The organism is Armatimonadia bacterium, assembly GCA_039679385.1.
Classification (GTDB): domain Bacteria; phylum Armatimonadota; class Zipacnadia; order Zipacnadales; family JABUFB01; genus JAJFTQ01.
On sequence record JBDKVB010000089.1, the window covers coordinates 23,878 to 37,181 of the forward strand.

The window sequence follows — 13,304 nt, forward strand, 5'->3', positions numbered from 1 at the left end:
GTCAGCCCCTCGGCTACTTCACCAGAGCGTGCTTCAAGACCTCGTCCATTGTCTGCACGAACACGAACTCGATGGCCTTGTGCACTTCCTCAGGAACCTCATCACGGTCGTGAAGGTCCTTGGCGTTCTCCGCCGGCAGGATCACCTTAGTGATCCCGGCACGGTGAGCGCCCAGCACCTTCTCCCGCACTCCGCCGATGGGCAGAACGCTGCCGTGGAGAGTGATCTCTCCCGTCATTGCGACGGCACTGCGCACCGGAATCTGCCGCAAGGCCGAAATGAGGGCGGTACAGATCGAGATGCCTGCCGAGGGCCCCTCCTTCGGGATCGCCCCGGCGGGTACATGAATATGGATGTCATGCTTCTCGAAGTACCCGGCTTCAGCGCCTGTGGGCTCGCCGATCAGTCGCGCATACCCCAGGGCCGCCTGCGCCGACTCCTTCATCACGTCACCCAGTTGCCCCGTCAGCACCAGGTTGCCCTTGCCGGGCACCACGGAGACCTCGATGTTGATGATGTCGCCGCCCTGCGGGGTGTAGGACAGGCCGACGGCGATGCCGACACGGTCCTGCTCGCTGCGCCGATCGTGACGGAACATGACCGGCCCTAGCAGGCCCTCGACGGTCTGCGGGTCAGCCTTCACCGAGGGGTTCTCGCCCGAGGCCAGCCGCTTGGCTGTCTTGCGGCACAGGGCAGCGATCTGTCGCTCGAGGTTGCGAACACCGGCCTCGTAGGTGTAGTGGTTGATGACGTATCGCAGACCGGCCGCTGTGAAGGTGATCTGCTTGCCGCTGACACCGTTCTCCTTGCGCTGCTTGGGCACCAGGAACCGGCGGGCAATCTGGAGCTTCTCGTCCTCCGTGTAGCCGGGGAACTCGATGACCTCCATCCGGTCCCGCAGGGGAGGCGGCACGGCCTCGAGCATGTTGCCGGTCGCGATGAACATGATCTTCGACAGGTCGTAGGCGACCTCAAGATAGTGGTCGCGGAAGGTGTCGTTCTGCTCCGGGTCGAGCACTTCGAGCAGCGCGGAAGTCGGGTCACCGCGGAAATCCGTACCGATCTTGTCGATCTCGTCGATCATGAAGACCGGGTTGTCGCTCTTCACTCGTCGCAGCGCCTGGATGAAGCGTCCCGGAAGCGCCCCGACATAGGTGCGGCGGTGCCCACGGATCTCAGCCTCGTCGTGCACGCCGCCCAGGGAGACGCGGACGAACTCGCGTCCCATGGCCCGAGCGATGGACCGTCCAATGGAGGTCTTGCCGACACCGGGCGGTCCCATGAAGCAGAGGATCGGACCGCGTACTTCCTCGACCAACTGCCGGACTGCCAGGAACTCGAGCACCCGCTCCTTGACCTTCTTCAGGCCGTAGTGGTCCTGGTCCATCAGTTGCTCCGCCCGCAGGATGTCGACCTGATCGGGCGTCTCCGTGGTCCAGGGAAGATCGAGGAGCCAGTCCAGATAGGTGCGGATGACCGAGACCTCGGGAGAGGCCATCGGCATCTGCTCCAGCCGGTCCAACTCGCGCAGGGACTTCTCCAGCGCCTCCGCCGACATCCCGCTGACGATGACGCGCTCGCGGTAGTCCTCGATGTCGTCGGCCATTCCGGAGGTCTCGCCCAGCTCGTCCTGGATGGCCTTCAGTTGCTCGCGCAGGTAGTGCTCGCGCTGGCTATCCTCCAGTTCATCATGCACACGCGCATGGATGTCGCGCTCAAGCCGCAGGATGTCCAGCTCTCCCGCGAGGAGATGGTCGAGGAGTCGCACGCGCTTGCCAACCTCAAGCATCTCTAGTAGTCCCTGCTTGTCGGCCAGCTTGATGTTGATGTAGGCGCCCACAAGGTCGGCCAGACGGCCCGCCTCGTCGACGTTCATGGCGGTGACCAGGGCCTCGGGCGGGATGCTGCGGCTGAGGCTGGTGGCCTCCTCGAACTGCGAGAGGATACTTCGCATCATGGCCTGCAGGCGGCGCGAGGGCTTCTCCTCCGAGGCCAGCGGCTCGGCCAGCGCACGGTAGAAGGGATCACGCTGCACGAACCGCGTGACCTTGGCCCTGTGCAGCCCCTCGAGCAGCACGCGCAAAGTGCCATCGGGCAACTCGAGAACCTGGACCGGCCTGGCAACCGTCCCGATGCGGTACATGCCCTGCGGTCCGGGGTCGTCATCGCCGGCATCCCGCTGAGCCAGGGCCAGGACGTTGCTGCCTTCCAGTCGCGCAGCCTGGAGAGCCCTGACCGTGCGGTCACGGACGACTCCCAGGGGAACCACCATGTGAGGGAATATCACGACGTCCCGCAGCGGGAGCACCGGGATGCCCTCCGGCGGCTGCGGGTCGTTCTCGAAGTCGGCGTCGATCTCGTTGTCGTCCCGAATCAGGTCGGCCATGTTGTCAGATTTCCGGGGGCTGATGATAAAACCGCCCGCATGTCGCAGCGGGCGGGCAGTGAGCTATGCCACGGTCAGCCGTAGGTACAGATTCAGCGGTGCGCTGCCGATTCCCTGCACCAACGAGGACTGATCTTGGCCTATCAGGCAGTCTTTTGCTCGCTCTTCTTGCTGCGCTCGAGCTGGGGACGCGCCTTCTCCGTCACGCACTCTTTGGTGATCGTGCACTTCACCACGTCGCGGTCTGAGGGGACCGTGTACATGACGTCGAGCATGGCTTCCTCGATGATGCTGCGCAGGGCACGGGCGCCGGTGTGGCGTTCCAGGGCCTCGTGAGCAATCGCATCGAGGGCCTCCGGCGTGAAGACGAGCTCGACGCCGTCCATCAGCCGCATCGTCTTCTGGTACTGGCGCACCAGGGCGTTGCGCGGCTCGGTGAGCACACGACGCAGGATCGTCTCGTCCAAGGAGTGGAGCGTGACGACCACAGGGAGACGTCCGATGAACTCCGGGATCAAGCCGAAGGAGATCAGGTCCTGCGGCATGACCTGGGTCAGGAGTTCGTCGTCCTCGACCTTGGCTGTCGGCGCGGGAGCGCCAAAGCCGATCGCGCGGTTGTGGGTGCGACGCCGGATGACATCGGTGAGGCCGTTGAACACTCCGCCGCAGATGAACAGGATGTTGCGAGTGTTGATCTGGATGTATTCCTGCTGCGGGTGCTTTCGGCCGCCCTGCGGAGGAACGTTGGCGGTCGTGCCCTCCAGGATCTTCAAGAGCGCCTGCTGCACTCCCTCGCCTGACACGTCGCGGGTGATGGAGGGGTTGTCAGCCTTCGCGGTGATCTTGTCGATCTCGTCAATGTAGATGATCCCACGCTCGGCCCGCTCAACATCGTGGTCGGCGGCAATGAGGAGCTGCAGCAGGATGTTCTCGACGTCCTCGCCTACGTAGCCCGCCTCCGTAACAGAGGTGGCGTCGGCGATGGTGAAGGGGACGTCCAGCATGCGCGCCAGAGTCTGGGCGAGCAGGGTTTTGCCCGAGCCCGTCGGCCCCAGCAGGAGGACATTGGTCTTGTCGAGCTCGACATCGTCCTCTTCAGAATTCTGGAGGCTGGTGCGCTTGTAGTGATTGTAGACGGCCACGGACAGAACCCGCTTGGCGTGCTCCTGGCCGATCACGTACTGATCGAGGTATTCCTTGATCGCGCGCGGGACGGGGACAGCGCCCTGCGTGAGGCTCTCGCGAGCCGTCTGCTGGCTGCTGTTGCGGATGATCTGGTTGCACAGCCCGACGCAGTCGAAACAGATGTACACGCCGGGGCCGGTGATCAGCTTGGTCGTCGCGGACTTCTCGTGCCCGCAAAAGCTGCAACGCATTCGGCGGTCATGCCGGTCGCCTGCTGCGTCCATTATGCGATCTTCTCCTGTGTGCGAGGGGAGCTGCGGTGTTGAGCTTTGCGAGCGTGCAACCGACGGTTCCTACGCCCGTCCTCCACCACGCCGCGCCTACCTCTTACGAGCGCTGCGCACTACTCGTCTGTCATCTGTGGCTGCTTCTGCGCGACCTGGTCGACGATGCCGTACTCCACCGCCTCAAGGGCGGTCATGTACTTGTCGCGGTCGGTGTCCTTCTCGATGCGCGAGAGTGGCTGGTTGGTGTGTCGCGCAAGGATCTCATTGAGCCACTTGCGGACACGAAGGATCTCTTCGGCCTGAATCTGAATGTCGGCCGCCTGGCCCTGAACGCCGCCCCAGGGCTGATGGATCAGAACGCGCGAATAGGGCAGCGCATAACGGTGTCCGGGGTCGCCGGCTGCCAGCAGCACAGCCGCCATGCTCGCTGCCTGCCCGATGCACCACGTGTGCACCGGCGGCGCGATGAACTCCATGGTGTCATAGATGGCCAGACCGGCGGTGATCGACCCGCCCGGGGAGTTGATGTACACCGAGATCGGCTCGGTCGGGTCGTCGCCCTGCAGGTACAGCATCTGCGCGACGATGAGGCTGGCTACGTCGTCATCAATGGCTGTGCCAATGAGGATAATGCGCTCACGCAGCAGCCGGGAGTAGATATCGTAGGTGCGCTCGCCGCGCGGCGTCTGCTCAACGACGGTCGGGTAGTAAAGCATGGGGCGTACCCCCCTATTCGCATCACCCGTCCCCAGCACGCGTCGTCGACGGTGCGAACGGGCTGTCGTAGTCTATGCGTACCGCGAGTCTGTACAGACGAAGGGCTCCGCAACCTTCCGGCCTAGGCGTCAGCCCCGGTCCGGATGCCAGGTCTCGCCCGCTGCCTCAACCTGACTGTCTTGGCAAAGGCTTGTGGCCTACTGCTCGCCCTCCGCCTCGGCCGGCTTCTCGGCCTCTGCGGGCGTCTCTTCAGCGGCTTCCTCTGCTGCCGGTTCCGCCGCGACAACTTCCTCAGGAAGGGTCAGCAGCTCTTCACGCTTGCTACGATACTCCTCAACGGTGACGTCCTGCAAGTCCGCTTTGGCGATGATTGCGTCGAAGATGCGGCGTCGTTGCATGCGCGTTGCAAGCTGATTGCGGAAGCTCTCCTGAAGCGTGGCAGCCTGCTTCACGAAGTTCGGATCGAGGTTCTCTTCCTCGCCGTAGACTTCGGCCTCTGCGGCGATGTCGTCGTCGCTCAGCTCCTCGGCGGCGAGGTCCTTGGACAGCTCGCCGAGGATCGCCTGCACCTTGAGAAGTCGCGTCGCACGGCGTATCTGCCTGTCTACGAAGGTCTCCTCATCAACGCCGGTCATGTCCTGGAAGTCCTGCAAGGCCATGCCCATTTCCTTGAGCTCGGCCTCCAGCGACTCCGTCTCGTGGGCGGCGGTGTGCGCCACGAGGACCTCCGGCAGCTCAACCTGGCAGCGATCGAGCAGGCCCCTGACAACCTGGTTCTCGACTTCCTCGCGTGCGTAGCGAGCGCGCTGACGGTCGAGCTGGCGCTTCACTTCGGCCTTGAGGTCGTCCAGGGTCTTGAACTTCTCCGCATCAACCTTCTGGGCGAGGGCGTCATCAAGGTCGGGGAGCTTGCGCTCCTTAAACTCCTTGACGGTCGCACGGATGGAGGCCTTCTTGCCGGCAAGGGCCTCGTCGTGGTAGTCCTCAGGGTAGGTGACCTCCATCTCGGCCGTGTCGCCGACATGCAGGCCCAGGAGCTTGTCATCAATCGGCGGGAAGTGCTCGCCCTGGCCGACAACGATAGACTGGTCGACCTCGTCGGCCGCCTTGTCCTCGCCCTCGAGCGTGACGCCCAGAGACAGGTCGACTTTGTCCCCGGTCTCGATGGTGTCGCGCTCGGGCGCGGTCTCTTCGGCATGGGTGTCTCGCAGCTCGTTGAGCGTGCGCTCGATGTCCTCGCCGGTTGCCTCTGCGGAGGGCTGCAGCAGGCTCATGCCTTCGAGGTCACCCATCTTGACGCGCGGGCCGACGGTGGCGTTGAAGGTAATCTCGTAGGGCTGGCCCTCGGAGGGCGGATTCTCGTCGGGTTCCGGCAGCTCGGGCTGGCCGATCACGTCCAGAGGTTCCAGCGCCTTCTCCAGTTCCTCACTGATGAGCTCGCCCCACACCGACCGGCGCACGGAATCTTCGCCGAAGTGGCGGATGAGCAGTGCCCGCGGTACCCGGCCGGGACGGAAGCCCGGAACCCGGCCACGGGTGTTCAGGTCCTTGTAGACTCGGGCGAAGGCGCCGTCGACCTCCGCGGCTTCAAAGGACATGGCGACACTGATCTTGCAGCCTGGCAGCTCTTGGATCTGGACGTTCACGGGTATCTCTCCCAGTACAAGGGTCGGAGGTGGGGATCATACGACTGGAGTTCGTGTGAGGGGGCAGGCCTCGGCCGCGACGTACCCGCACCGATCCCATCACCGCACACAACAAGCGCCGCCCGCACATGTCGGACGACGCCCTGTATCTGCGCACTTGCTAGTCCCAGATGAGCACAAGACTTTGCCTACGCGGCAGCGGGGAAAGCGACCCGACACAAGCCACCCACCCGCCTCTGGTCAGTGCTTGGTGGGCGCGGGGAGATTTGAACTCCCACGGGTTTCCCCACATGATCCTAAGTCATGCATGTCTGCCATTCCATCACGCGCCCACAGGACGGGCCGGCAAGTACATTCCGGGGTGTCCGGCGCCCCAGGGCTGCGAAACCGATGCCCTACCCGCCGAACAGTGACCGGAGAGACAACTCAGAAGAAAGTGGTGGGTCGTGCAGGATTCGAACCTGCGACCTTGGGATTAAGAGTCCCCTGCTCTACCAGCTAAGCTAACGACCCACTTCAATACGACCAACGGCTCGTGGCACCGGATGGACATACTGCGTGGCGGGAAGGAACAATACAAGATCGGGGAACCGCTGTCAATGCCCCTTCGTCGGGAATGGCGCGCCCGGAGGGATTCGAACCCCCGACCCACGGATCCGAAGTCCGTTGCTCTTAATCCACTGAGCTACGGGCGCACACCGGCGCCGTCAGTGACGGCTTGGAGGATATCAAGGTTGCCTTGGGGTGGGCGATGGGACTTGAACCCACAACCGCCGGAGCCACAGTCCGGAGCTCTGCCAATTGAGCTACACCCACCATACCCAAATCCCGCGGGCAGTGCACGGTTCCCGCGCGACCCGCGTACTATAGCACTTCGATCGGCCGACGTCTACCCTACTTCGGCCTTTTCTGGGGCCCAATCCTGCACTCAACAAATGGCGCGCCCGGCCCGGCTCGAACGGGCGACCCACGGCTTAGAAGGCCGTTGCTCTATCCCCTGAGCTACGGGCGCGTCTCCAACAGCCGCGCACCCTTTGTTCGCAGGCCTGAGCAGGATGGAGCGGGCGACGAGGCTCGAACTCGCGACATTCAGCTTGGAAGGCTGACGCTCTACCAACTGAGCTACGCCCGCCCGGCCACAACTTGACTGCACCCACCGTCGCCACCGACCGGGGCCTTTGCGACTGGTCGGGGCGGCCGGATTTGAACCGGCGACCTCCTGGTCCCAAACCAGGCGCGCTAGCCAAACTGCGCCACGCCCCGAGACGGTTCAGCCACGGCGGCGTCAGTATAACTGAGCCCGCGCCTGCCGTCAAGCATGGGAAAAGCCCGATTCCCAGGGGCCCTGCATCCCCTGGCGAACCGCGCGGTCTCGCCTCGCGACAACACGTGAACCCGACCGGGGGACCACTCGCGGCAGTCGATTGCTGCAACCACCCCGCACGTCAGCCTGCCCGCCGCCGGCGTTCCCCCGGCGATTTCAGACCGTCGTCCGGCACTCCGCGAGTCTAGCGTTCGTCCGCCCTTGGCGCATCCTTGGTGACGCGAACGTTCGCTGCACGCGGACCCTTTGCATCCGACACGATATCGAACTCGACCTCGGCTCCCTCGGCAAGCGAGCGATAGCCATCCCCGGCAATCCCACTGTAGTGTACGAAGACATCTTCCCCGCCAGTGTTCTCGATGAACCCGTAACCCTTGGAGTCATTGAACCACTTCACGCGGCCTGTTGCCATGCGTCGTGTCCTCCTGCGGTGAGACTGCCAGAAATGCACTACCGACTTGCCTCGTGCCGGGAAACCACCGAACGGAGACACAGAAACCGAGAACGAACGACCCACCCTGCCCTGCCGCCGCGCCCTCGGTCGGTAGTAACGTCAGTATATCCGTCCTGTCACATCCGTGTCAAGCAAGCACCCAATCGCGAAGGGCATCAGAGCTTACCGATCGGATGTTCCACAAGACGGCATAACCCTCAAGGGGCGTCTGAACTCCTGCATATGACGCGACGGCCGGGATACCTCCCCGGCCGTCGCGGTCACGAACACAGAGGGTCTCGATGGAGCCTAGAACTTCACATCTTCGGCAGGCCGGAAGCCCAATGCGAGCAGCTTCGCAGCGGTAGTCTCGACAATCGTGCCGCGTTGGTTGACCAGCAGCGGAGAGTTGGGCAGGTAGAACGTCCCGGTCTCTTCCACCACGACATAGCGCTGGACTGTCTGGCGAGTGTCCTGGCGAGCCGCCGGTACCACGCCGGCTATCCCACCGGCCGGTACAGCGGTTAGCGTCGTCTTGGCGCTTGGGCGATCGCTCCCGAAGTCCTCGACGATGTTGATGACGACCTGCGCGACTACGTCGCACATCGCCTTCTCACCGGCATCCTCAGCAGTTGCACCAGCCGCCGGCACACCACCGGCTGCGGCTCCTAGCATACCACCGGGGGCACCCGGCACCCCACTTGCTTCACCCGGGGCGCCGGCGGATCCCTCCATGCCAGGCATGGCGCCTTCGGCTCCGGGAGCTGCAGCACCACCGCCGCCACCAGCGGGCGCATCAAAGAGACCGCGGTTCTTCACGACGGTCCATCCGGGTCGTGCACCGGCTCCAGCTCCCGCACCGGCAGCACCAACGGCACCTTCCATACCCGGCGCGCCGCCAAGCGTCATCTCGGCCCCAGGCTGGACCGCGGACGCACCCTCAGCGCCAGGAGCGGCGCCACCTGCGGCTGCCTGACCCTCAACCGTGGCGCCCGGAAGCCCGAGCGGTCCGGCCAGGGCCAGCAGACCGCTGAAGGCCTGCGGCTGGCGACGATAGGAGCGCGTATAAGCGAGGTTCGTGAAGCCTGCCCGGTTCAGCCACAACTGATGCCGGTAGTGGTCCTCAATGCCGACCACATGGCCGGAGCGATAGGCGAAGTAGGTGACCCGCGTCAGATCGGTGCGCATGATCGGCACCTGGTCGGCGGCACCGCCGGCGGCCTGACCGATGCCGAACATCCGGGGGCTCAGGTCGGCGATCCACCAGCCGGTCTTGCGGTCACGGCGCCACTCGTCGGGGTTGGGGTAGTTGCGAAACCGGCTGACGATCCGGGCGCACTCGTAGCCCCGGTAGTACTCGAAGCCGTCCAGTACGTGCACGGCCGGAGCGCAGCCCGGGCCATAGCCCTCGTTGGTCGACTTCTCGTTCTTGCCGGTGTAGTAACGTCCGTAGAGGATGTCGTCGGTGTCAAAGGCCCAGTGGGCATAGCCGCCGCCGGCGTTCACCAGCAGGGGCTCCTGACGACGACGCGAGTTGTTCACAGAGTCGAAGAAGGGGAGAATAGACATCGAGCCATACCAGGTGTCGCCGACCTTCACGGGTCGCGTCGGCAACTGGGTCCACATCTCGGCGAGACCCCAGCCGGGATCCTCGCGGCGCATCTTGCCCATCATCCCGTTGCCGAGCGTCACGGAGCGGAACTTGCGGCTCAGATCCGGGATGTTCACCGGCATCAGCCACTGGCCACGCAGACCGGCGCCCGTCGCGCCACCAACTCCAGCGCCCATGGCTGGTGCAGCACCGCCGGCTCCCGCGGCACCAGGTTCTCCGGGTACCCCTGACGGTGCGGCGCCTTCCATCCCCGGAGCGGCTGCACTAGGCTCTGCACTGCCCATGCCGGCTGCTCCCGCAGCTGCCGTCGGAGCGGCTGCGCTCGGGCCAGGAAGGTCAAGCAAGGTTGCCGAGGGGTTGCCCAGGTGCATCCCATTGCCCAGCCAGTCCAGATACCGCTCAGGACTGGTGCCGCCCAGCAACTCCACATAGCCCGAGTCGATATGTTCGTCCTGCACCATGTAGCGGAGCTTGTCCCAGCGAGCCAGAACCGGGGTTTCGCCGGGGTCTGCCACGAGCTGGTCATAGAGCTGACCGTGCCAGCGGCGACCGTCGGCTGTCTCGGCGCCACCGTAGGGCTTGCGCACGTCCACACGCCACTCGGCACCCATTCGCATCATGACGCTGGGAGGCACTTCGGGAGTGTCGAGCTTGCTGAGCCACTCGTCAGTCAGGTGGGCGAAGAGGGAGCCATCAGCCTTGTAGCTGAACTGCTGGCCGTTGCTGCTGCCGCCGCCGGCCTGCAGGAGGATGCCGCCGTTCAGCAGCGGAGGGTTCGCGACACTATTGCCGACTCGAACCGTCGCTTCGGTGGCCTCGCCAAGAGCCTTCCCGTTCGCGTCGAAGGCCACGGCGGTGACGAGGTAGTCACCGTCGGGGTACTTGCGCGACCCATTCATCGGGTCGTAGGCGTCCTGGCTATTCCAGTAGGTCTCCTGCGTGTTCCAGGTGTACTCAAAGGGGTACACGAGAGCAGTCACAAAGGGAGTCTCATCGGCAGGAGCGTCCTGGCGGGAGATACGATAGGAGATGTACCCCTGCTCGTTCCCGTCGAGATGCTTCTTGTCGGCGCGGAGGACAACCTGAGCACGTACGATGGTGTTGTCCAGGGGAGGGTTGAACTTTGGCCCGTCGCCAAACGCCGGAATGGACACGGCGACGGCGAGTAGGATGGTGGCTGCGGCAAGGCGAGCGACGGGTGTCGTCATCGTCTGGCCCCCTGCTGGGTAATGCGGAATGATGGTCTCTGGCTCGTCGCCCTTCGGACGGGCCCCGGTATCCTCTTGTCCGGCCGTCGGCAGAAACCAGACACCCGTTCCCCGAGAGGAGCTTCGGGCAACGGGTCGGACTCCTACCTACTTCGGCTCAGGACCACTGTCAAACCCTGCCGCGGCGGCCTCCTCGGCAATCAGCGGTCGCAACTGACGCGCTGACGCGTCAAGGGCCTGCGGCACCACCCGCACATCCGCCACCGACGTCATGAAGTTGGTGTCGCCGGACCAACGGGGCACGATGTGCAGGTGTACGTGCTCATCAATCCCCGCGCCCGCGACCTTACCGATGTTCATCCCCAGGTTGACCCCGTGGGGATGCAGACAGCGCCCGATGGCCCGCATGCAGACCTGGGCCAACTGCATCATCTCGCACACCGTCTCCTGCCCCAACTGCGTGAAATCCCCGGTATGCTCGTACGGGACCACCATCAGGTGGCCACTGTTGTAGGGATAAGCGTTCAACAGTACATAACATGACTTGCCGCGGTACAGGACGTGCTCAGGCTCGTCTTTGTCCGCCTGGGCCTTCACACACAACACACAGCCCTCTACCGGCGGCCGAGTCACATAGTCAATGCGCCACGGCGCCCAAAGGTGATGCAATTCAGTTCCGCCTTCGCTTAGTGTCCTGATGGCATTATAGCCACCGCAAGAAGCGAAGTCAAACGGCGACGCGCCGACCCACAAGACCCTCGTGTGAGCCTTGCACGGGGTCCTTTCGCGGTCGCCCCAGCTCTCACCTCCCTGGTATGAGCAAGGCCCCAACTTCGCTCCTGCACGCAGTCGACAGGTATGCACGCCATGGGGCGCGAAGTAGCTGCGAGTCTGACATGTCGCCGGCCGGATTTGGCACAGCTTAGGCGAAGGAGGCAAGCGTCGTGCAAGGCGAACTCAGGCGACCAGCCGCGACGTCGCAGCGCCCTCCGATCCTTCGACACGCAGCCGACCGGGTACTGTTTGCCCTGGCTCTCCTGACGGCGGCCCTTCCGGCCTCCGCGCAGTGGCCCGGTGCCGTGACCGTGAAGTCCTGTGGTGCGACCGGCGACGGGCAGACCGACGACACAGCCGCCTTCCAGTCAGCTCTGGACCAGGCTGCCGCCTGCGGTGGGCCGGTGCTCGTCGCCCCGGTGAAGCCCGGCGCGGGCTATGTGATCACCCATACCCTCACGCTCAAGCCGGGCGTCAGTCTGCTCGGTGCACCGGCGGGAATGCCCTTCATGGCCTGGGAGGGTGTCCCGCGCGAGAAGCAGACCGGTGCGGTCCTCCTGGCTCGTCCTCGGCGTGAGGACTGGTCTGGGCCACGCAAGGCGCCGCTGTTCTACCTCGAAGGCGGCAATACCGTGCGGGGGCTCTACATCCTCTACGACCAGCAGCCCTGGCCGTCGGATCAGGAGTTCGACGATCCCGCTTCGCCCTACCACTATGAAAGCGTCGACCAGATCCAGGCCCGGTTTCTCCCCGAGCACGTCACGCCCTGCGGCCCGACCATCAGCGTCAAGCCCGGGGTCGCCTCGACCACCATCGAGGACATCACCTGCGGACGCTACTACGACTTCTTCTATGCTCCGGCCGGGGGCAAGATCGTCGTGGATCGCTGCTACCTGTTCGGGTACCGTCGGGCCTTCGCGCTGCGTGAGGCTCGGGATGTGGTGCGCATCTCCCAGGTGCATATCGTTCCGAACGTGGAGCAGCCCATCTCGTGGCAACACGCCAAGCTCCACGCGGCGATCACCGCTCAGCCCGAGAACATCGCTTTCGACTTCGGCGCAGTGGACGGCTACGCACTCAACGACGTCACCGTCTTCCTGTGTCACACCGGCTTCAAGCTCGGGGCCGACGAGAGCCGGCCCTTCACCGATCTACTGACCGGCGAGAAGGTCACCTTCCCCTGGGGTCAGGGGCCCTGGGGCTCGATGCACAACATCAAGCTGGACAACTGCGTGGTGGGTTTTGACTGCGTGCAGGGAACGATCCTACCGAACCAACTGAGCAACGTGATGGTCCACAGCAGCATTGCTACCTCGCAGACCTTCGCTGCTGAAGGTGGGCCGGTCTCGCGCCAGGCGGCCTTCGTCCTCAATCCGGGCTTCGCGGGCGCTACGCTTCAGATCAGCAACCTCTCCCTGAGTTCCTTTGCCCCGAGCCGTGTGGTCAGCACAGCCAGGATGGTTGAGCCGGGTAACGGACGCGCCTTCCTCCTGGACTGCCCGACCGGCCAGCCGAAGGTCAACTACGCTACCCGTGACGAGGCGCACCTGGAGATCTTCGGCCTCGTGATCAGCAACATCCCCGACACTCACCTGGTAGCGCGAACCGCCGGCACCACAACCAGGGTGCGGGTTCGCGGGTTCGTACACAACGGCCTCGCCCGAGAGGACGGCACGCTCCCCTAGAAGAGGGAGATCGCGCTATCCGGAGCTCGCGCTCAGCAGAACTCTCCGAAGGGTCGGTCGAAGGTCGTGAGCCAGTCGGTGAGTCGCTTCTTCATGTCTGACAGGAT

8 protein-coding genes and 7 tRNA genes are annotated in these 13,304 nt (G+C 64.4%); 1 reads left to right on the plus strand and 14 read right to left on the minus strand.

Translation table 11 applies throughout. The annotated features are described in order from the left end of the window. Positions 1–13 precede the first annotated feature (13 nt). The 14 genes from lon to ABFE16_10430 form a co-directional block, all read right to left on the minus strand. A complete protein-coding gene (gene lon / locus ABFE16_10365) occupies positions 14–2,386 on the minus strand; it encodes an endopeptidase La (protein MEN6345704.1) in 2,373 nt (790 codons plus the stop codon). A gap of 143 nt (positions 2,387–2,529) precedes the next feature. After that, the gene (gene clpX, locus ABFE16_10370) at positions 2,530–3,795 is read right to left on the minus strand and encodes an ATP-dependent Clp protease ATP-binding subunit ClpX (protein MEN6345705.1); all 1,266 of its coding nucleotides are present in this window, start codon (positions 3,793–3,795) and stop codon (positions 2,530–2,532) included. Positions 3,796–3,914: 119 nt separating this feature from the next. Further along, positions 3,915–4,514 carry an ATP-dependent Clp protease proteolytic subunit gene (locus tag ABFE16_10375; protein ID MEN6345706.1) on the minus strand — a complete coding sequence of 200 codons (600 nt, stop codon included), beginning with the start codon at positions 4,512–4,514 and terminating at the stop codon, positions 3,915–3,917. 198 nt (positions 4,515–4,712) lie between these two features. Then, positions 4,713–6,161 (minus strand): trigger factor, encoded by a 1,449-nt coding sequence (gene tig / locus ABFE16_10380; GenBank protein MEN6345707.1) that lies wholly within the window; start codon positions 6,159–6,161, stop codon positions 4,713–4,715. Between the two features lie 248 nt (positions 6,162–6,409). After that, a tRNA-Leu gene (locus tag ABFE16_10385) sits at positions 6,410–6,493 on the minus strand. Positions 6,494–6,598: 105 nt separating this feature from the next. Continuing rightward, positions 6,599–6,674 (minus strand) — tRNA-Lys (locus ABFE16_10390). A 104-nt stretch (positions 6,675–6,778) separates the two neighbouring features. Then, positions 6,779–6,856, minus strand: a tRNA-Arg gene (locus ABFE16_10395). 45 nt (positions 6,857–6,901) lie between these two features. Then, a tRNA-His gene (locus tag ABFE16_10400) sits at positions 6,902–6,977 on the minus strand. A gap of 120 nt (positions 6,978–7,097) precedes the next feature. Further along, positions 7,098–7,173 (minus strand) — tRNA-Arg (locus ABFE16_10405). A gap of 44 nt (positions 7,174–7,217) precedes the next feature. Next, positions 7,218–7,293 (minus strand) — tRNA-Gly (locus ABFE16_10410). Positions 7,294–7,346: 53 nt separating this feature from the next. Continuing rightward, positions 7,347–7,424: transfer RNA gene (locus tag ABFE16_10415), tRNA-Pro, on the minus strand. A gap of 245 nt (positions 7,425–7,669) precedes the next feature. After that, complete coding sequence (locus tag ABFE16_10420) at positions 7,670–7,897, minus strand: cold-shock protein (GenBank protein ID MEN6345708.1); 228 nt, start codon at positions 7,895–7,897, stop codon at positions 7,670–7,672. A gap of 330 nt (positions 7,898–8,227) precedes the next feature. Then, positions 8,228–10,738, minus strand: coding sequence for a hypothetical protein (locus ABFE16_10425; protein MEN6345709.1), 2,511 nt, complete (start codon positions 10,736–10,738; stop codon positions 8,228–8,230). 147 nt (positions 10,739–10,885) lie between these two features. Beyond that, positions 10,886–11,407 (minus strand): HIT domain-containing protein, encoded by a 522-nt coding sequence (locus ABFE16_10430; protein ID MEN6345710.1) that lies wholly within the window; start codon positions 11,405–11,407, stop codon positions 10,886–10,888. 275 nt (positions 11,408–11,682) lie between these two features. On the opposite strand from ABFE16_10430, the gene ABFE16_10435 reads away from it, so the two are divergent. After that, a complete protein-coding gene (locus ABFE16_10435) occupies positions 11,683–13,197 on the plus strand; it encodes a glycosyl hydrolase family 28-related protein (GenBank protein MEN6345711.1) in 1,515 nt (504 codons plus the stop codon). The last annotated feature ends 107 nt before the right edge of the window (positions 13,198–13,304 follow it).